The sequence below is a fragment of the Oribacterium asaccharolyticum ACB7 genome (assembly GCF_000238075.1).
Classification (GTDB): Bacteria; Bacillota; Clostridia; order Lachnospirales; family Lachnospiraceae; genus Oribacterium; species Oribacterium asaccharolyticum.
On the sequence record NZ_JH414504.1, the window covers coordinates 704,843 to 723,971 of the forward strand.

General features: G+C 42.5%; 12 protein-coding genes and 5 tRNA genes. 4 read left to right on the forward strand and 13 right to left on the reverse strand.

All coding sequences use genetic code 11. From position 1 onward, the window contains the following. Positions 1–21: 21 nt before the first annotated feature. The 7 genes from tkt to HMPREF9624_RS03235 all read right to left on the reverse strand — a co-directional run bounded on the left by tkt (position 22) and on the right by HMPREF9624_RS03235 (position 5,395). Positions 22–2,004, reverse strand: coding sequence for a transketolase (tkt, locus tag HMPREF9624_RS03200; RefSeq protein ID WP_009536513.1), 1,983 nt, complete (start codon positions 2,002–2,004; stop codon positions 22–24). 131 nt (positions 2,005–2,135) lie between these two features. Continuing rightward, a tRNA-Leu gene (locus HMPREF9624_RS03205) sits at positions 2,136–2,218 on the reverse strand. Between the two features lie 141 nt (positions 2,219–2,359). Further along, positions 2,360–2,445: transfer RNA gene (locus tag HMPREF9624_RS03210), tRNA-Ser, on the reverse strand. Between the two features lie 151 nt (positions 2,446–2,596). Then, a tRNA-Gly gene (locus tag HMPREF9624_RS03215) sits at positions 2,597–2,668 on the reverse strand. Positions 2,669–2,672: 4 nt separating this feature from the next. Continuing rightward, positions 2,673–2,745 (reverse strand) — tRNA-Phe (locus HMPREF9624_RS03220). A 5-nt stretch (positions 2,746–2,750) separates the two neighbouring features. Continuing rightward, positions 2,751–2,821, reverse strand: a tRNA-Gly gene (locus HMPREF9624_RS03225). A 315-nt stretch (positions 2,822–3,136) separates the two neighbouring features. Continuing rightward, positions 3,137–5,395, reverse strand: coding sequence for a methyl-accepting chemotaxis protein (locus HMPREF9624_RS03235; RefSeq protein ID WP_009536514.1), 2,259 nt, complete (start codon positions 5,393–5,395; stop codon positions 3,137–3,139). Between the two features lie 183 nt (positions 5,396–5,578). Between HMPREF9624_RS03235 and HMPREF9624_RS03240 the strand changes: the two genes are divergently transcribed. Next, entirely contained in the window at positions 5,579–6,427 is an 849-nt protein-coding gene (locus HMPREF9624_RS03240) for a hypothetical protein (RefSeq protein ID WP_009536515.1), read from the forward strand. On the opposite strand, the gene HMPREF9624_RS03245 is transcribed toward HMPREF9624_RS03240, so the two are convergent. The 6 genes from HMPREF9624_RS03245 to HMPREF9624_RS03270 form a co-directional block, all read right to left on the reverse strand. Further along, positions 6,400–7,725 (reverse strand): GGDEF domain-containing protein, encoded by a 1,326-nt coding sequence (locus tag HMPREF9624_RS03245; protein ID WP_009536516.1) that lies wholly within the window; start codon positions 7,723–7,725, stop codon positions 6,400–6,402. The genes HMPREF9624_RS03240 and HMPREF9624_RS03245 overlap by 28 nt on opposite strands. Before the next feature lie 13 nt (positions 7,726–7,738). Continuing rightward, positions 7,739–8,467: a LytR/AlgR family response regulator transcription factor gene (locus HMPREF9624_RS03250; protein WP_009536517.1), complete on the reverse strand. Its 729-nt coding sequence runs from the start codon at positions 8,465–8,467 to the stop codon at positions 7,739–7,741. Between the two features lie 40 nt (positions 8,468–8,507). Beyond that, the gene (locus HMPREF9624_RS03255) at positions 8,508–11,384 is read right to left on the reverse strand and encodes an ATP-binding protein (protein ID WP_009536518.1); all 2,877 of its coding nucleotides are present in this window, start codon (positions 11,382–11,384) and stop codon (positions 8,508–8,510) included. A gap of 240 nt (positions 11,385–11,624) precedes the next feature. Continuing rightward, entirely contained in the window at positions 11,625–11,900 is a 276-nt protein-coding gene (spoVG, locus tag HMPREF9624_RS03260; RefSeq protein WP_009428933.1) for a septation regulator SpoVG, read from the reverse strand. Positions 11,901–11,915: 15 nt separating this feature from the next. Further along, positions 11,916–13,037 (reverse strand): glucose-1-phosphate adenylyltransferase subunit GlgD, encoded by a 1,122-nt coding sequence (gene glgD / locus HMPREF9624_RS03265; protein ID WP_009428377.1) that lies wholly within the window; start codon positions 13,035–13,037, stop codon positions 11,916–11,918. After that, on the reverse strand, positions 13,034–14,308 hold the full coding sequence (locus tag HMPREF9624_RS03270; RefSeq protein ID WP_009536519.1) for a glucose-1-phosphate adenylyltransferase: 1,275 nt from the start codon (positions 14,306–14,308) through the stop codon (positions 13,034–13,036). The genes glgD and HMPREF9624_RS03270 overlap by 4 nt, the downstream gene beginning before the upstream one ends. Positions 14,309–14,730: 422 nt before the next feature. On the opposite strand from HMPREF9624_RS03270, the gene asnS reads away from it, so the two are divergent. The 3 genes from asnS to HMPREF9624_RS03285 are packed head-to-tail and all read left to right on the forward strand — an operon-like array spanning position 14,731 to position 19,126. Further along, on the forward strand, positions 14,731–16,119 hold the full coding sequence (asnS, locus tag HMPREF9624_RS03275; RefSeq protein WP_009536520.1) for an asparagine--tRNA ligase: 1,389 nt from the start codon (positions 14,731–14,733) through the stop codon (positions 16,117–16,119). Positions 16,120–16,133: 14 nt separating this feature from the next. After that, the gene (locus HMPREF9624_RS03280; RefSeq protein WP_009536521.1) at positions 16,134–17,189 is read left to right on the forward strand and encodes a metallophosphoesterase family protein; all 1,056 of its coding nucleotides are present in this window, start codon (positions 16,134–16,136) and stop codon (positions 17,187–17,189) included. Further along, the gene (locus HMPREF9624_RS03285; protein ID WP_009536522.1) at positions 17,186–19,126 is read left to right on the forward strand and encodes an ATP-binding protein; all 1,941 of its coding nucleotides are present in this window, start codon (positions 17,186–17,188) and stop codon (positions 19,124–19,126) included. Before HMPREF9624_RS03280 ends, HMPREF9624_RS03285 begins: the two co-directional genes overlap by 4 nt. Positions 19,127–19,129: the final 3 nt, after the last annotated feature.

The window sequence follows — 19,129 nt, forward strand, 5'->3', positions numbered from 1 at the left end:
TAAAACAACTGTCTCTCTTCTTTAAAGAGATCTTGCCATGTTTACAAGGTTCTCCACCGTGAAGCCGAAGTGCTTAAACAATTCCTTAGCAGGTCCCGATGCACCGAATCCGTCCATCGATAAGGATTTTCCTTTGAGACCTACATATTTGCCCCAGCCGAAGGAGGAAAGGGCTTCCACAGAAATTCGTTTTTCAACGGAGACGGGAAGTACCTTGTCCCGATACTCTTTGCTTTGCATTTCAAAAACTTCCATAGACGGCATGGAAACAACACGAACCGCTCTTCCCTCTGCCCTTAAAATCTCTGCCGCATTTTCCGCGAGTTCCACCTCGGAACCGGTAGCAATGAAAATGAGTTCCGGTGTTTTCTCGGAATCCGAAAGAATATAAGCTCCCTGCAGGGCTTCCTTTCCATCCCGGCATAGCTGCGGTAAGTTCTGTCTGCTTAAAACAATGGCGGTAGGACAATCCGTACTGCTCAATGCGGAGAACCAGGCGGCCGCCGTCTCCTGTCTGTCAGCAGGACGGAATACACGGAAATTCGGTGTTGAACGGAGCATAGCCAATTGTTCAATTGGCTCATGAGTAGGACCATCCTCCCCTACTCCGATACTGTCATGCGTTAAAATAAAGATTTGCGGAATCCGCATCAAAGCGGATAGTCTTGCCATTGGCTTAATATAATCACTGAAAACAAAGAAAGTAGATGCATAGGAACGGTATCCTCCATGTAAGAGAATGCCGTTTGCAATCCCGGCCATAGCCAGCTCTCTCACCCCGAAGTGGATGTTCTTGCCCAGTCTGTTCTCTTTCGAGAAGAATCCTTCTCCCTTCATTTCCGTCTTGGTGGAAGGAGCAAGGTCTGCAGCGCCTCCAAAAAGATTCGGCACAGCCTCCTTTAAAATCTGGAGAACTTCTCCGGAGGAGTTTCTGGTCGCATCCGCCTTCTCCTGCTTTGCCCAAAGCTCTTCATTGTTCACCAAATCCAAGACTTTCTTGGGATCATGATAAGATACATATTTCTCATACTCTGCAGGGTATTTTTTCGCATACTCCGTTTTAACCGCCTCCCAAGCATCGTATGCCTTCTTTTTTTCTTCTAAAAGACCTTGATAGTGCGCATAGACCTCTTCCGGAATGTAGAACGCTTCCTCATACTCCCAGTTCAGGAATTTACGCATCTCTTTGATATTTTCTTCGCCCAAAGGCTCTCCGTGAGCGGAAGCCGTCCCCTGCTTCTTCGGAACCCCATAGCCGATATCCGTCTTAACCGTAATGAAATACGGTGCAGAGTCATCTTCCTTAGCCTTCTGTAAAGCCGCAGCAATGGCCGAAACATCATTTCCATCTTCTACGGTAAGTGTTTTAAAGCCAAATGCCTCCATACGCTTCTGGACATTCTCCGCAAAGGCAATCTCCGTATCTCCCTCTATAGAAATATGATTGGAATCATACAAAATGGTCAGCTTATGTAAATTCAACGTTCCCGCAAGAGACAGGGCTTCCGAGGAAATACCTTCCATAAGGCATCCGTCGCCGCAAAGTGCATAAGTTCTGTGATCTACCAGGGGAAGCCCTTCTTTATTGAACTCCGCACTTAAATGACTCTCCGCCATGGCAAAGCCGACTGCCATAGCCAGCCCCGCTCCCAAGGGTCCCGTCGTAGCATCAACCCCCATGGTATGACCATACTCCGGATGTCCCGGGGTCAAGGATCCCATTTGTCTAAAGGACATCAAATCTTCTTTCTTAAGACCGCAAGAGAATAAATGTAATAGGGAATAAAGCAGCATGGAACCATGCCCTGCAGATAAAATAAAGCGGTCTCTATTTTCCCACTGTAAATGACTTGGATTAAAGTTCAAGAACTTGCCCCAGAGAGTATATGCGGCAGGCGCTGCTCCGAGAGGTAAACCGGGATGTCCGGAATTTGCCTTCTGAATGCCATCCGCGGAAAGTATACGAATACTGTTAATTGCTTTTGTTTCTATTTCCCTATTCATCGTTTCCTCCTACATTTCGTCCAAGAGTTTCTTAATAATTTTACCATAGGAAGTGAAAATGTCTATCTGTGAATCGGAAAAAAGAAAAAAGAACCCGGAATAATTCAGAATCATTCCAAGTTCTCCTATCATGCAGAAGATGGGAGTTGAACCCACATGAGTGTTACCTCACACGGACCTGAACCGTGCGCGTCTGCCATTCCGCCACTTCTGCGAACTCGGTAACTATAGCATTTTTGGATTTTACAGTCAAGCAAATTCTTTTTCCGTAAGCTAGGCGCACGCTACTCGTCGAAAAAGACAAAAGCCCGGTGTTTTCAGCCATACGGCTCAAACTCCGGACTTTTTCAAATAGCGCAGAGGGTGGGACTCGAACCCACGCGCCCTTGCGGACAAACGGTTTTCAAGACCGCCTCGTTATGACCACTTCGATACCTCTGCAAGTAAATCTAAATCAGAGTAAAGGAAAAGGATGCTTTTGTCAATAGCTAAGTAAAAACGTTATAAAAGATGTCTCAGGCTTCGCCTGGTCTACTCGTTATGAATAAAAAAAATCGAAGGGCTATCCTTCGATTTACTCTTTTACTCTGAGAGCGCGAGACGGGAATCGAACCCGCGACCTTCTCCTTGGCAAGGAGACATAGTACCACTCTACCACTCGCGCACAATGCCCAGAACCGGAATCGAACCAGTGACACGAGGATTTTCAGTCCTCTGCTCTACCGACTGAGCTATCTGGGCAAAAAAGCGGGTGATGGGAATCGAACCCACGTGTTCAGCTTGGAAGGCTGACATTCTACCATTGAACTACACCCGCAATTGTGTTCTCTTCTATTTTCGAGGCACGAACGATATATTACTATATGCCTTATAATCTTGTCAACGTTTTTTTTCTTTTTTTTGCTGAAGTATTGGAAGCACCTGTTTTTCCGGTCCTTCCCAATATTTTTGTCACCTTTCTTTGTTCCAATAGGTTTTCCACCTTCCTTTGTTCCAATGTCTGTCGCCTTCTTTTCGTTCCAAAACAAGTGAAAAAGCACCCGCCCCTTCCCAAAAAGGAAAGGACGGATGCTCTTCTCCATAACGAACAAGCGAAATAATCGTGTCACTCTTTCTTCTATTTCTCTGCGCTTTAATATTTATCTCCTGCGTTCGAGACAAACTCTTCTTCCGCTTCTCTATATTCCGGACGTACATTTACCGCCTTAACCGGTTTATTATATTCCGAGCGTTTTGTTTCTTCCCGAAAAACTTCTTTGTTTTCCGGAACTTCTTCCAAAACTTCCTCTTTTTCATCCGGAACAACAGTCGGTTCGGCATCTAAGCCGGACTTGTCTCTTTCGCGAAGGCGGAATCTGCTGATTTGATTTCGCAGTTTCTCAGCCTGTTCATTTAACTCCATGCTCGCTGCAGAGCTTTCCTGCGCGGTAGCACTGTTATTTTGTACAACACTGGAAATCTGCTCAATTCCCGTAGTAATCTGGGATACTGCAGAGGATTGTTGCTCAGAGGCTCTGGCGATTTCCGTGATTAAATTACTTAAAGAATTTTGTCCTTCAACTACCTGATGCAGAGTATTTGCCGTGCTGTCCGCAAGGCTGCTGCCCACCTCAACCGCTTTTACCGTCTCGTCGATAAGCACAGTTGTATTTTGCGCCGCTTCAGCAGATTTCTGCGCAAGATTACGAACTTCGTCAGCCACAACCGCAAAGCCTTTTCCCGCTTCACCCGCTCTGGCAGCCTCAATTGCCGCATTTAAGGCGAGAATGTTGGTTTGGAAAGCAATGTCATCAATTGTCTTGATGATTTTACTGATTTCCGCGGATTTTTCATTGATATGGTTCATGGACTTCTTCATTTCCTGCATCTGTCCATCGCTCTTTAATAACTCTTCCTGCCCTACCTTGGCTTCAGAATCGGCCTTTCCCGCATTGTCCGCATTCATCTTAATTCGTGAGGAGATATCGCTGATTGTTGCAGACAACTCTTCGATACTGCTTGCCTGAGACATCGAGCCTTCCGTCAAATTCTGCGCTCCGTTTGACACATTCTTTGCAGATTCGGAAACCTGATCGGAGGAAAGTTGAATATTCCCGATTAAATCTGTCAGCTTATCCGACAAATCCAAAAGAGCCACCTTGACCTTGGCAAACTCTCCCGCATATTCATTCTTCAGCTCAATGTTCAGATTACCGTTTTGAATCTCATTTAAGCTGTCCGTAATCTCTTGAATATAAGCTCTGTAATCCTTTAATTGTCCTACCAATTGTCTGAGTCCATGTGCAAGAGATCCGATTTCATTCCTGCTCTTTACCGAGATTTCTTCGTCTAAAGAACCGGAGGCCAATTTTTTCACCGACTTGGTAAGCGCAAGAATCGGTTTAGCCTGTTTGTTTCCTACCCAAAGCGAGATGAAGAGCATGATAATCAGATAAACCGCAATGAAGAATCCCAAAGTCATCTGCAGGGTTTCAATGGCTCCGTAAATATCCTTGTGGTCCGGTGTTACCACTACCTTCCAGCCATTGTCAAGTGTACTGAAGCCCAGCAAAACAGCATCCTTTTTACTTCCTTCATTTACGTATCCGCTGTCCGTACTGAGAATTTGGGAGGTAACATTTTTATATTTTCCGTCTAAAATATCAGCAAAATTTTCTCCATTTGTAAAATCCGGATGATATAAAATTTTTCCGTCGGCATTTAAGAGATAGGTATCTCCCGGATGGTATTTTTGATGCTTTAAAAATAATTGATTCAGGTAATCAAAGTCAAAATCCACTCCGACAACCGCAAAGCCTTCCCCGCTCTTTAAATAAACCGGGCTCACATAGGAAATGATGGTTTTATTGATATTGGCATTAAAATACGGCTCCATCCAAGTTGCCTTCTTGTTTTGCAACGGCGTATAGAACCATCCGACATGTTCCATATCACTGGGATCATATGCACCCAAATCCGTCGGAGTCACTTCTTCCAAAGTACCGTTTCCGTCCGCATCCGTATAGAACGTTCCGGAAGTACCATAGGTGAGCTTCGGGTCATAACGAATATAAGAAGCTACCAAGCCGTTGATATCCTTTGTGGAGGAAACAACCAGCTCATTCATACGCTTCTCGAAATCGCTAAAGTATTGACTGTCCTTCCCGAGAATTTTGTCTTCATCCGCAAGGCTGGAAGTTGCCATCACCAAGGAATCCACCTTCGACTGTACCAGATTTAAGACGCCATCCACAGACTCTCCCGTCTGTGCGGCAGCAATCGGCATAGTCTTGTTTCCATCGGAAACACTGATATTACTCATGTACAGCATTAAGGTGCCGCCCAACATAGCAAAAGCAACCACGATGGGTAAGAGCATGCAAAGTATTAAAGTATTACGAATCGATTTCATTGTTTTCTCCCCTCTAAAAAACCAATCTACCTCATTATCGGAGAAAAGTATTTGAAATATAATATTTATTAAAATTTTATTTTTATTTTTTTCCAAGACTATATTAAGATTTGTTATCTTGCCAGTCCATGGAAGTTTTGCTATACTTTTTTGCCAGTATTAAGATAAAAAGGAGGCTGCATTATGGCTGAATCCGGAAGAAAACAGGATTTCTATCTGAAAAAAAAGAAAAAGAAGTCCCCCTTCCTTTCCATACTTTTACATTATGTTTTACCCTATCTTATCCTAAACTCCTGCATACTCTTCTTTGTCCTGGCCACACCCAAACTACAGGTCAACGATCCGACGGAGCATGGAGACAAAAATGCTCTGGCTGTGCTTGTGCATGTGGATTCCGTTCTTCCGATTAAGAATTTTTCCGCAAAGCTGGAGGGAGAAGAACTGAACTTTACAAAAGAAAATCAAAATTACCTTATTCCTGTCAGCAGTAACGGAAATCTTCGAATCAGTGTGACTTCTATCAATGGAATGCAAAAGGTGGTGAATTCCCAAATCAACAGTTTTGATGAAAACCCGCCCGTCATCGATGAGGATCACGTCGTTCTGGGTTCAGGTTATGTGGAATTTACGGTAAGTGATACACAGTCGGGCGTTGACTTCGCTTCGATTTACGGAATAGACAAGGATGGCGACAATATAAAGCCAAAAAACATTGATGAAAACACCGGTACGGTCCAGTTTTCCATGAAAACAAACGGCATTACCGTCTATGTTTCCGACAATGCCGGGAATCAGGTAAGCGGAAACTTCAATTTGGAAGATTCCCCCTATCCTAAAACAAAGGCGGATTTGGAAGAAGAATCATCCGACGATAAAAAAGAAACCGCTTCCAAAAAAGGAAGCGATTCCGATAAAAATTCTTCCAAGACGGAAAGCAGTTCCGAAAAAAAAATCCTCCAAGAAGAAAAACTAGAACCTGCAGCTTTTCCTGCTATACCCGTTCATTATGAAATCAAGGTATTGATTTCATAATGTATCGGGTATTTTCTTTTTTCTTCTTCACTTCTCTTTTGCATAACCCGATCAATGGCAATCAAACTGTTTTCCTTCTCTGTTCCGACAAGAAGAATCATGTACTGTTTATTGCTGCAACGAACAACAACATCCCCTCTTCGAATGGTTTGGCTTAGAAGTTCTCCAAAAGCCTGCATACGCTCTTCCAGCCCTCTGCGATCAACATCCTCCGATTCTTCTACCGTAAAGAGCACCATCTGTACCGGAATATGCCCTCTTTCTCCGCTACGTTTGATAAAATGGTAGATACTGCAAAAATCATTATAATCCACCATATAAGCTCCCGGGAAGAAATCGCGATTCTCTATTCGTTTTTGAATGGATTCCAGGGAAATAATATTTGCTTCCGCTTTTTCTTCCTCATCATCCTCATTGTAAACAAAATAGCCGCCCTTCCCGCCGGACTTGACATGATACATTGCTTCATCGGCTTTCTGATAAAGGCTAAGAAAGTCCAAGCCGTTTTTGGGCGAGGAGGAAACACCGATGGAAATCCCAAACTGCATCTTCGAAGTCTGTAAAGTCTCCGCAACTACCCGCTTTACCGCTCCACAGATTTCTTCACATCTTTCCTGTAAGGCCTCATCCTTCCAAAAGCCTCTATAGAAAATCACAAACTCATCTCCGCCAATTCTCCCTAAAACATCATCGGAGCGGACAAATTTCTTTAGAGTATTGGCCACCAGAGAAAGAACCTTATCTCCCATCTCATGTCCATAACGGTCATTTACCAGCTTAAAATGATCCAAATCCATCATCAAAAGCAAACCGCTTTCCCTGCGCATCTTCAGATTCTCATTAATCTGTTGTATAGAAGCGCTCCGATTCAGAAGACCTGTCAAAATGTCAATTTCCGCCTTCTTCTCCAGATGCTTTAAAGTTTCTTCCCCCTTCATAATCCGATCTACACGTCGAATCAACACGTCGGGAAGTAAAGGCTTCCGAATATAGTCATAAGCCCCTAAATCAAATCCCTTAATCTCATTTTTAGCATCATCGTCGGATGTCATAATCACAACCGGCACATTGCTTAACTCGTGATCTTCCAGCTGTCTAATCTCATTTAAAATGGCATACCCGTCCATATCCGGCATATGTAAATCCACTAAAAGCAAGTTAGGGCGAGTAACTGTCAACTCCGAAAGAGCCGTTCTCGCATCGGCATAGGCGCTTACTACATACTTGTCCTTCAGCGCCTTCTCGGCAATCTTCCGCGGAATAGTTTCATCATCAACGATTACTATGCTTTGCAACATATTTCCTCACATTCTAAACATTTGCTACTTTTTTGGTGTGAATATATTCAATGTGTAACTTTTTTGTAGTAGGTAAGTACTTTTCGCTAACCAATAACTCTTTTCCGTTCATCAGATATAAACTTCGCCCTACAATTCTCTGAATTCTGCTCTTGGAAACGGCAGCATAGCGAGAAATTTGCAAAAACTCGTTTCCGCCATATTCATCCATGAAGTTTTTCACCGAAAGATAGGTTTCCAATTCCTCATCCTTTGTATAAATCACCAGTCTTCTTCCTAACGTTTCCACATAGAGGATGTCCGCCAAATAGACTCTTCTCTTTTCACGATCCGCAATAATATCGATATATCTTGCTTTCTCCAAACAATGCACAACAGCATTCATTACTTTGGCAAACTTTTCATACTCCACCGGCTTTTGAATATAGGAAAAAGCATGAATTTCAAATGCCTCTGTAATATAATCATTTCCACCGGTAATGAAAATAATCTTCCCGTTTGTTCCCAGATCTTTCAGTTCTCGTGCAATATCAATCCCGTTTAATTCCGGCATGAAAATATCCAAGAGGAAAATATCCGCATCCAATATTTCCCGGCTATCCTGTAGACAGCTCTGCCCTGAAGGATAGAACTTAAGCTCTGCCTGCATTTCATTCTCCAGCAAATACTTTTCCAATAGGGCTTTCATAAGTTTTTGTTGCACTATCTCATCATCACAAACCACAATCTTTAACCTGTCCATTACGTCACCTGTAAGTTATCACAACCCCCTATCTTTTATTTTAAGGCTCCAAATACTTCGAGGCCTCCTCTACCGTCTTATTATATAGCCGTATAAAAGCACTATGATTATAACGAATATACTGTATTGCCTCCTCTTTTTCAACTCCTTCCACCACCCGTTTAGCCGCATACTCCATTTTTTTCGCATTTTCCGAGAGCAGTACCGCTCCGACAGTAAGAGAAGTCGTTTTTAAGCCATGGGAGTATAACCTGTATTTTGCATAATCGAAACTGCTGAAAGCATCTTCTAACTCCTTCTGTTTCTCCGTACTGTTTTCTTTAAATAGAGTAAGGATTTCCTGGTAGACCGACTCATCCTGCATGCAATAAGCCAAGCCAATCTCACGATCCAGAAGTTTCTCTTTGTCCTCCTTTTCGGAAATGGTATGCTTCTTCATTTCCGCCTCAAAATATTCCTCATTGCTTCTCTTCCTGATCAAATTTTCCGGTAGGAAGGTATAAAGGCTCTTATCAAGTTCATTCCCGTCTACAGGCTTCAAAAGATAAGCATCAAATTTACTGCTTCCATCCTTATGGCTTTCAAATAAGTATACATTAGAGGAAAAAGCAATAACGGGAATGGGCTTTCCATATCGATTTTCAATGGCTTGTTCCCGAATTTTTTCCAAAGTCTCCTCACCGTTCATCCCGGCCATCATATGGTCCAAATAAACGATATCATAAGTTCCCGTTGCCAACTTTTCCAAACATTCCTCACCGGAATAGGCAACATCAATCTGTACTTCGGTACGCTTCAAAAGATTCTTCACCAATTGCAGATTCAGTTCATTGTCATCCACAACCAGAATTTTGGCGTCACTGGCAATAAATCCTTTATTGAAACCGTTTCCGACCCCTTTTTGCTTTTTGTATCGGTCTTCAAAGTTCCCGATAGATTCATCATTTAAACGATACTGCGGAATATAAGCTGTAAAGCAGGAACCTTCTCCCAGAGCACTTTTTAATTCTATGCGCCCATGCATCAATTTTGTTAAATATTTTGTAATCGGAAGTCCCAAACCGGTTCCCTGGATGTTCTTTCTCCAGCCGGAATGCACTCTTTGAAATTTTTGGAAAACCAATTTCTGATCTTTTTCACTGATTCCCAATCCGGTATCCTTCACCGCAAATTGCAATTCTACGGGGACAGCATTAGCCGGGGGCTGTTCCTCCCTATCCTCCGGACTTACATTTGCATCCTCCTCATTAAAAGAAAACTTTTTCTCTTCCACAGGCAAGCTTTTAAAGGTTACCGTCAGCGTAACCGTTCCCGTATCGGTATACTTGATTGCATTATCCAGGAGATTCACAAGTACCTCTCTTACGCGGAAAACATCTCCAAAAAGGACTGCCGGTGTATCCTCATCCACAATTACGGAGAAACGCAGATTCTTCCATTCCGCCCTAAAGCGGGCAGTATTACTGAGTTCATGCAATAAATTGGCAAGTTCATAGGGTTTGGGAACCAACTTGATTCCTGAAGATTCAATACGCGAAAAATCCAAAATATCGTTCACCAAAGAAAGCAGGCTTTCTCCGGAAACCTGAATATTTCTGGCATACCCCAAGACAACATCATCATGACTCTCTCTGAGAATCATTTCATTCATCCCGATAACCGTATTGATTGGCGTGCGAATCTCATGAGACATATTGGCCAAGAACTCGGACTGGACCTTTTCGGCAACCTCCAGCTTATTCTTTTCATTTCGAACCTTATCGTATTCCATACTTTGCATATGAATCATCTGGAAAGCGAAAATCACACTTCCAACGGAAAGAAAACGCCCCTGGTTTTCATAACCGTTTAAGAAGAAGGACACAAGCTCAATGCAGCTGAAGGAGATAAGGGTACTTCCGGCACCTATCATCCATGTTAAATCTTTAAAAAGATCCGGATCACGCCAGCGAATCACGACAAAGCTTCTTGCAATGGCAAAACAGGTCAAAAGAAGTATGCAGTCAATCAATAAGTTCAATTCCGCAAAACTGTACAGACCTACTCCCGCGGAAACAATAATCAAAAAATCACAAAGTGCTATCGATAAGCACAGCCAATAAATCCCCCTTTGACAATTTCCCCTTTCCACTTTATTGATAAACAACAAAGCCGGAATCGGAATCATAATCAAAGAAAGATATTCCATATTCCAAATCAACAAAATATTATTGAAAATCAGCTGTCTGGCATCAATCTGACAGCCCATCCAAAGTCCTAAAAAGAACAGAACGGCTCCCAAATAAAATGAACCCTTTTCCTCTCCTCTCCTTCGATCCAGAATAAGATATTCCACAAGCAGACCGATTCCCATGAAAATCAAGCAAAGAGATGAAAATATCTGCAAGATATTTTTCCATAAAATCTCGCAAACGATGGACAAATCCTCTCCAAAATACATTCCTTCCAGAGTATTTTCAACACTTCTGGCTCTTCCTCTGAATTCGATTCGAATCGTACTCCCCAACTGATCTTTCTGTATCGGGATACGCACCCAGTACAAAGGAGGGATTTTACTGTTAAACGGAGGAATATCCTGATAGTCAAACTGATATATCGGCTTTTCATCAATCCAAATTGTTAAATCCTGATGCATTGTCTTGATATAAAGTGTCGTCAAAGAATAGGGAACCTCACTCGGAAGCTGTCTCTCAATCAGTAAATCCTTGATCAGAACCATCTCTTCCGAAGAGCCCAGTTTCTTTTTTGAACCGTCCGGAAGAATTCTCTGCCACCCCGTTTTCAGCACTTCAAATTTATGCTCACGAAAACCAAGCCTGTAATATTCTCGTACAGAGCTTCCAAAAATAAAGATAAAAATGAATAGCAGAAATAAGAGATAAATAAAGCGCATTTTCCGTTCTGTAATTATTTTCATTTATTCTCTAAACTTCCCTTCTACTTGTGAGCACATTTTTCCAATTAGTATTTCGACAAAAATAGAAAAAGGTATAAAATTAAATTATCTGAAACAAAAAGCTACTAAGAGAGGGTCAATCTCTTAGTAGCTTTTTTGCGCGAGTCAAACTATTCCATTGGAGTTTTCCCTCGTAGAAAGATACATGGCTTTGTTTCATGCAATCTTTTCTGATTCTAGAGTTGTGTTCTTCTGCTGAGCTCAAAGTGCTTCGCTCTCTTCCTCAGCATCTTCTTGGTATTTTTCCAAAATAGTTTGTTGAAGCAGTTCTCTCGTGGTGGAGCGGATAGGGTGCGCAATATCTCTGTACTCCCCGTCCGTAGTTTTTCTTGAAGGCATAGCGATAAATAAGCCCTTTTCTCCTTCGATAACCTTAATGTCGTGAATTACAAATTCCTCATCAAAAGTGATAGAAACAATGGCCTTCATCTTACCTTCTTTGTCAACCTTGCGAACCCGTACATCTGTAACCTCCATGATACTCCTTCCTTTTTACATGGTATACCTTTCATTTTTCTCGATGACGATTCTGATATTCTCCGGTGTTCCAATGTAGGTTGTATTGGCGCGAATGGTGTCCCGGCTCTCCACGATGCAATTCTCTAATACGCTGTTATCTCCGATATACACATCATTCAGGATTACCGAATTCCGAACGATACAGTTGTTTCCAATGTAGACCTTACGGCACAGAACGGAATTTTCAACCGTTCCGTTGATAATGCAACCGCTGGCCACAATGGAGTTATGCACATTACTGTCCGGATTGTATTTTGCAGGCGGGTTGTCGGCCAATTTTGTGTAAACACCAGGCGCCTGTTTAAAGAAATAATCCCGAATCTCTCTCTTTAAGAAGTCCATATTCGTCTTGTAATAGGACTCCAGAGAAGCAATATTGCTCCAATAAGTGTTCAGTCTATAACCGTAGATTCGCTTTAAATTCTTATAGCGAACCAGAATATCCTTTACAAAATCATAGCGATCTTCGTCGTGGGCTTTTTCTAAAAGCTCAATCAGAAGCCTTCTTCGAATGACATAGACTCCACAAGAAAGTATATTGGCATCCGTAAATACAGGCTTCTCCTCAAAGTCCACGATTCGGCTGTCCTCATTCATTTTCAGACAGCCAAAGCGGGAAATATCATCATTTGCATCAATAGGCTTGCAAACAACGGTTATATCCGCCCTCTTTTCGATATGATATTCTAGTACCTTGTTGTAGTCAAGTTTATATACCCCATCTCCTGCTGCAATAATCACATAAGGCTCATGAGAAGACTGTAAAAAAACAAGGTTCTGGTAGAGAGCATCTGCTGTTCCTCTAAACCAGTCACCGTGTTCAGCGGTTATGGTCGGAGTAAAAACATAAAGCCCTCCCTGTTTTCTTCCAAAATCCCACCATTTGGAAGAAGATAGATGTTGGTTTAAAGAGCGGGAATTGTATTGCGTCAGTACCGCAACCTTCTGAATATGAGAGTTGGACATATTCGAAAGGGCAAAATCTATCGCACGAAACGTTCCTGCTACAGGCATAGCAGAAATGGCTCTCTTATTGGAAAGCTCGTGCATTCTTTTGTTGTTTCCACCCGCCAGTATGATTCCGATAGCTCTCATAGTCTTTCCTCCTCCTTGATAATCACTCCTCCGCTAACAAGAAGTCCATCCGGATAGTCGGAAAGCTCCGTCGGTCCATATATAGCTGTATTTCTTCCTACTCTTACCCCATCCGGTATCAGGGAACTTTCCCCGATGGTCGCAAGATTCGAGCAATAAACCCTGCTGTCATAGCTTGATTCCTGGTATTCACCAATACCGATTTCACAAGCCTTTCCTATAATAACATTTTCTGCCACCACAGCCTGGTCGATGTGGGTATCTTCCTTGATGACTGTGTTTTCCATGATGATGCTGTTTGTAATGACTGCCCCGTGTTCCACTGTGACGCCCGGACCGATAATAGAATTCCGGATTTCTCCGTGAATCTCACAGCCTTCCGCAACAATAGAGCGCTCAATCTGCGCATCGCTTGCTATATACTGCGGGGCCGCATTATCGGTTTGCGTGTAGATTTTCCAATACTCTTCGTATAAATTAAACTCCGGTATCAATGCAATGAGTTCCATATTGGATTCCCAGTAGGATAGCAATGTTCCCACATCCTTCCAGTATCCATTGAATTCATAAGCATAAATCTGTCCCTGCTTCTGAAAAAGATAAGGAATGATGTGTTTGCCAAAATCGCAATCAGGAACGTCTTTGTTTTGAATCAGAGCTTCCTTTAATACTTTCCAATTAAAAATGTAGATTCCCATCGAAGCCAAATTGCTCTTCGGATTTTTTGGTTTTTCTTGGAAATCCGTGATCCTGCCATGCTCATCCGTCACCGTTATACCAAAACGGCTGGCCTCTTCCATGGGTACCGGCATAGAAGCAATAGTCAAGTCCGCTTTCATCGCTTTATGGTATTCCAGCATTACCTCATAGTCCATCTTATACACATGATCCCCTGATAAAATCAGTACATACTCCGGATCATAGTTTTCGATGTAGGCAATATTCTGATAGATGGCATTTGCCGTGCCAGAGTAAAAACCTGTATCCCGTAAAGACTCATAGGGTTGCAACACCGTAACACCGCCTCTGTTTCGGTCCAAGTCCCAAGGTATCCCAATCCCTATGTGCGCATTGAGACGGAGAGGCTGATACTGTGTTAAGACTCCGACGGTGTCTATACCGGAGTTAATACAATTGCTTAACGGGAAATCGATAATGGAATACTTCCCTCCAAATGAAACTGCCGGTTTTGCGACATTCTTCGTCAGAACACCAAGACGTGAACCTTGTCCACCAGCTAAAAGCATGGCAATCATTTCCTTCTTGATCATCTTTACACCTCACCGCTTCTGGGAATTCTCGCTCTGGCTGAATCCAGCTATAGAAAATTGTAATGAATTAAAAAATCTCCTATCTCTGGTACTTGGATTATAGCACGATTTAAAGGCATTGGAAACATAGAAATTAGAATATTCCACAGAAAAGAATTTTATTTTCATGTTTTTTTGTATAAATATTTGTTTCTATCTTTCGAAGCTTCTTTGTCAAAGATTTTCCGCCGTGATTTTGTCCTAAAAGGCAAAAGGAATATAGCGAATCCGGAAATCAGTCGCGGAAAGCAGGGAATCTTTCTTGATAAATACACTCTTTTTCAGTATACTACAAGGATATTGTAGCGTTTTTACAGTTCTATTTTTGTTGCAATGCATTCGCCCCGAAAGGGGCATACTCTAACCATGTATAAGGGGGACTTATGGAAATCACAGGACTTCGGGATATTTTCCTTTCCAAGGAGGAATATTTAAACCAGGAGGTTTGTGTCAGCGGATGGGTAAGAAGTAATCGGGATTCCAAGAATTTCGGCTTCCTCACTATTTCTGACGGAACTTTTTTTACACCGCTTCAGGTCGTATATCATGACGAAATGGCAAACTTCGGTGAAATTGCCAAGCTCGGTGTAGGCGCTGCCGTTATCGTAAGCGGAAAGCTTATTCCCACACCTGAAGCAAAGCAGGAATTTGAACTGCAGGCTGTGGAAATTTCCGTAGAGGGGGAAACGCAGCCGGATTATCCCTTACAGAAAAAAAGGCATAGTCTGGAGTATTTGAGAACTATCCCGCACTTACGTCCCAGAACCAATACTTTTCAGGCTGTATTTCGTATCCGTTCTCAAATTGCCTATGCGATTCATTCCTTCTTTCAGGAGAGAGGCTTTGTCTACGTCCATACTCCCTTGATTACCGCATCCGATGCGGAAGGCGCGGGTGAAATGTTCGAGGTAACCACACTCCCCTTGAACGATGTCCCCATGAAGGACGGCTGCGTTGACTACAGCGAAGATTTTTTCGGGAAGAAAACCAGCCTTACCGTTTCCGGGCAGTTAAACGGAGAAGCATTTGCTCAGGCTTTTCGCGATATTTACACCTTCGGTCCAACCTTCCGTGCGGAAAAATCCAACACCCAAAGACATGCCGCGGAATTCTGGATGATTGAGCCGGAAATGGCTTTTGCCGACCTGGATGATGTGATGTTTATTGCAGAAGACATGCTGAAGTACATTATTCAATACGTTTTAGTTAATGCACCGGAAGAATTGGAATTCTTGAATCAGTTTGTTGACAAGGGCCTTTTAGAGCGTCTACAACATATTGTAAAGTCGGACTTTGCCAGAGTAAGCTATACCGAGTCTGTAGAAATGCTTGAAAAGGTAAATGACCGTTTTGAGTATAAGGTCAAGTGGGGTTCGGATCTGCAAACAGAACATGAACGCTATTTGACGGAAGAAATCTATAAATGTCCTGTCTTTGTAACCGATTATCCCAAAGACATCAAATCTTTCTATATGAAGTTGAATGAAGACGGAAAAACGGTAGCCGCAGTGGATTGTCTGGTTCCGGGAATCGGAGAAATCATCGGCGGTTCTCAAAGAGAGGACGATTTGGATAAACTGACAAAACGGATGCAGGAGCTGAATATGAATATGGAGGATTACCAATTCTATCTTGACCTGCGTAAGTACGGCAGTACCAGACACGGAGGATTCGGTTTGGGCTTTGAAAGAGCGGTAATGTATATTACCGGAATGAGCAATATACGAGATGTGCTTCCCTTCCCGAGAACCGTTGGCAACTGCGAATTATAAAGGAAGGAACGTTCATGCGTTTTATTCATGCCTCCGATCTCCATTTGGGGATGATTCCCGATGGACAAAAATCATGGGGAAGAGAGCGGAGCAATGCCCTCCTCTCCTCTTTGGATAAAATTGTAGATTTAGCACTTAAGGAAAATGTGGATGCTTTGTTTCTTTTGGGACAAAGCTTCCATTTTTCTCCTTTAAAGGAAGATGTGGAACGAATCCGACAGAGTCTCTCTCGGATTCCTTTTTGTCATGTCTTCTTTTATTCCAAGCCGGATCTCTCCTACCATTTTCTGAATTCTGCGATTTTCCCGCGAAATGTACATATCCTGAAAGAAGAACAGGAACAACTTTATATTGAAGATTTAAACCTTGAAATTCTCAGCTTACAGGAAAAGGCTGACAGGAAAAAAGCGTTGGAGCATTTTACCCCGGAACACAGCGGAGCGATTCCTGTTTTGCTTTGCAACGTTTCAAAGGAAGAACCTTTTCCGCAGAATCCGGAAAAATTGCAGGCTCTTCCTTTTTCCTATGTTGCTTTGGGGGGAGAGGCCGACAAGCAAATTCTTCTTAAGAATAAGGTGGCCTTCTCCGGGTCACCGGAAGCCCTCAGTAAGGATAATTTAGGGGAGCATGGCGTATTTCTGGGAAACCTCGATCCTTTGCAGAAAAAAATTGATGCTTTGCAATTTATTCGCCTTGCCGATACACAATACATTTCGCTTCATTTCCGTTTGGATACCGGTGTAGGAACCGAAATGCTCCGAAACAGACTCTCCGACGAAATCAGGAAAAGAGGGATGCAACACATTTACCGCATCAAATTCAGCGGGAAAAGAGATCCCGAAACTCATGTCGGGGAAGATTTATTACCCCGGGACAGTCGCGTCATTGAGTGGATTGATGAAAGTGTTCCGGAATATGACTTCTATAACCTCTACCGTGAGCATAGTAACGATTTAATCGGATTTTATATTCGCTCTTACCTAAAAAAAGGAAATGAGAACTTATCCGCCAGAGAAAAAGATTGTCTGCATTACGGTATCTCTGCACTGCTTTCCGGAGGAAAAAAATGATTATTACCAACTTGGAAATCTCGGGGTTCGGAAAATTTCATCAATTTTCATTGGATTTTTCTCCCCTCTGCAATGTAATTTACGGAGAAAATGAGGCCGGAAAATCCACCTTACATGCTTTTATTCAGGGAATGCTTTACGGTATTCCTTCTTCTCCGAGCAGGAAAGAGCAATTCTTTCGCCACCGTCCGTTCCAAAAGGATCTACCATTCGGCGGAAAGCTTTTCTTTTCCTATCAAAATAAGTCCTATTGTCTGAGTCGGGATTTCCTCTCCGGCGGAAATGCAGTGATTCTTCAGCTCGACACGAACACCCCCGTCTCTGATGCCGATTGCTTTCTTGAAGAGGTGCTATCCTCTTTTTCCTCGGAAAGCTTTCATAATACGGTATTCATTCGTCAATTAAAATCCGGCACCGACCGCGAAATGGTAAAAGAATTGCAAAAGATTTTTTCCAATATGGAACATAGCGGAAATATGCACATTAATCCGGAAGCCGCCATTGCCTATCTTAGTGAAGAAGAAAAGAGAATCCAAGAGCAGATTTATTTTCAGGCGGAAAAGGAATATTCCGCTTTACTGGGAGACGTTAAAAACAGCCAAAGAGAACTTTGCGCAAAAGAGCGCGAGGAAACACCGGATCTAATTTCAGACTCTGCATCCGAAGTCAAAGCGTCCACATCTTTTCAGGAAGAAAAAAATTACAAGGACTTGGTTGAAAATAAAATTTCCGCAATATTGCATTTACAAAAAGAAATACAAACTTTGGAGGAGTTTATCCACAAGGAGGGCTTCCACTCGGAAGAAGAGGTTCTGAACGAAGAAAGCACTGTAAAACAACTTCTATCCGAAAGCGAGGCGTTAGACGGGCCCAAAAAGCAAGCTTTCCTTTTTCCGTTTTGCCTTCTTTTCTTGTCCGTGCTCTTCCTTTGCTACTCTTTATTGAGTTATCTGTATTTTTATACCGACTACCCTATCTCCGGGGTTTTTGCATTTCAGATTCGTTCTGTTCCCATGCTTTATCCGGCATTCTGTTTGGGTCTTTTCTTCGGAATTTTCGCTTTTACGAGCTTTGTAGAAAGAAAGAAGCGTATCCAATTGGAACAGAGGCAGAATCTTTTTTTCCGGGAGATTGCAAATAAGAGAAATTTTGCCGCATACGCCGCTTTTTCAAACTCCAGTAAAGAAGAGGTGGACGAATCCGGTCCTTCCTCTCTCTTTAGCCCTTATGTGTTGGATAAATATTATAGCGAAGTAAAAAATAATTTCACATTGCTTTCTGAAAAGCGAGCAAAAATTGAGGAGCTAAATACCGATATTTCCGCATTAAAAGAAGAAGAACAGAAAGAAGAGGAAAGAAAAAAGCGTTTAGAGGAAGAAGAAAATGTGCTGGAAGAGAAATTGCGTCAAATCGGCAGTTGGCAAAACAGAGCGGAGCAAATTCGTCCAAGCCTCTATGACAATGAGAAGCTTCGTGAGAAGCTGGAAGCCATTGCCGAAGCAAAAGAAAGAATTCATGCTTTATCCGAAGAGATTTATCAAAGTTTCGCCTTTTATTTAAACAAAGAAACGGCAAAAATTCTCTCCTATATCACCGGAGAACGCTATGATTCTCTTTTTATTGACCAGAATCTGCGTATCTTTGTCAATACGAAAGAAAAAATGTTACCCCTGGAGCAGGCCTCTACCGGAACAATCGATCAGCTTTATCTTTCTTTACGTTTGGCCATGGCAAAGCTCTTGCAAAAAGAACGGAAAGAATACCTTCCTTTACTCTTTGATGACAGCTTTGCCATGTATGATGAAAACCGTCTGGCTGCAGCACTTTCTTTTGTCAATAAGGCATATCCTGCTCAAATTCTTCTCTTCACCTGTCATAAAAGGGAGGCCGAAGTTTTACAACAGCTCGATATCCCTTTTCATATGCGTTCCTTATAAAAA

What these genes read in the sequence shown, in the direction of transcription:
- tkt (WP_009536513.1), bottom strand. Translation starts at nt 2,004, where the DNA reads ATGAATAGGGAAATAGAAACAAAAGCAATTAACAGTATTCGTATACTT.
- HMPREF9624_RS03235 (WP_009536514.1), bottom strand. Translation starts at nt 5,395, where the DNA reads ATGAAATCGATTCGTAATACTTTAATACTTTGCATGCTCTTACCCATC.
- HMPREF9624_RS03240 (WP_009536515.1), top strand. Translation starts at nt 5,579, where the DNA reads ATGGCTGAATCCGGAAGAAAACAGGATTTCTATCTGAAAAAAAAGAAA.
- HMPREF9624_RS03245 (WP_009536516.1), bottom strand. Translation starts at nt 7,725, where the DNA reads ATGTTGCAAAGCATAGTAATCGTTGATGATGAAACTATTCCGCGGAAG.
- HMPREF9624_RS03250 (WP_009536517.1), bottom strand. Translation starts at nt 8,467, where the DNA reads ATGGACAGGTTAAAGATTGTGGTTTGTGATGATGAGATAGTGCAACAA.
- HMPREF9624_RS03255 (WP_009536518.1), bottom strand. Translation starts at nt 11,384, where the DNA reads ATGAAAATAATTACAGAACGGAAAATGCGCTTTATTTATCTCTTATTT.
- spoVG (WP_009428933.1), bottom strand. Translation starts at nt 11,900, where the DNA reads ATGGAGGTTACAGATGTACGGGTTCGCAAGGTTGACAAAGAAGGTAAG.
- glgD (WP_009428377.1), bottom strand. Translation starts at nt 13,037, where the DNA reads ATGAGAGCTATCGGAATCATACTGGCGGGTGGAAACAACAAAAGAATG.
- HMPREF9624_RS03270 (WP_009536519.1), bottom strand. Translation starts at nt 14,308, where the DNA reads ATGATCAAGAAGGAAATGATTGCCATGCTTTTAGCTGGTGGACAAGGT.
- asnS (WP_009536520.1), top strand. Translation starts at nt 14,731, where the DNA reads ATGGAAATCACAGGACTTCGGGATATTTTCCTTTCCAAGGAGGAATAT.
- HMPREF9624_RS03280 (WP_009536521.1), top strand. Translation starts at nt 16,134, where the DNA reads ATGCGTTTTATTCATGCCTCCGATCTCCATTTGGGGATGATTCCCGAT.
- HMPREF9624_RS03285 (WP_009536522.1), top strand. Translation starts at nt 17,186, where the DNA reads ATGATTATTACCAACTTGGAAATCTCGGGGTTCGGAAAATTTCATCAA.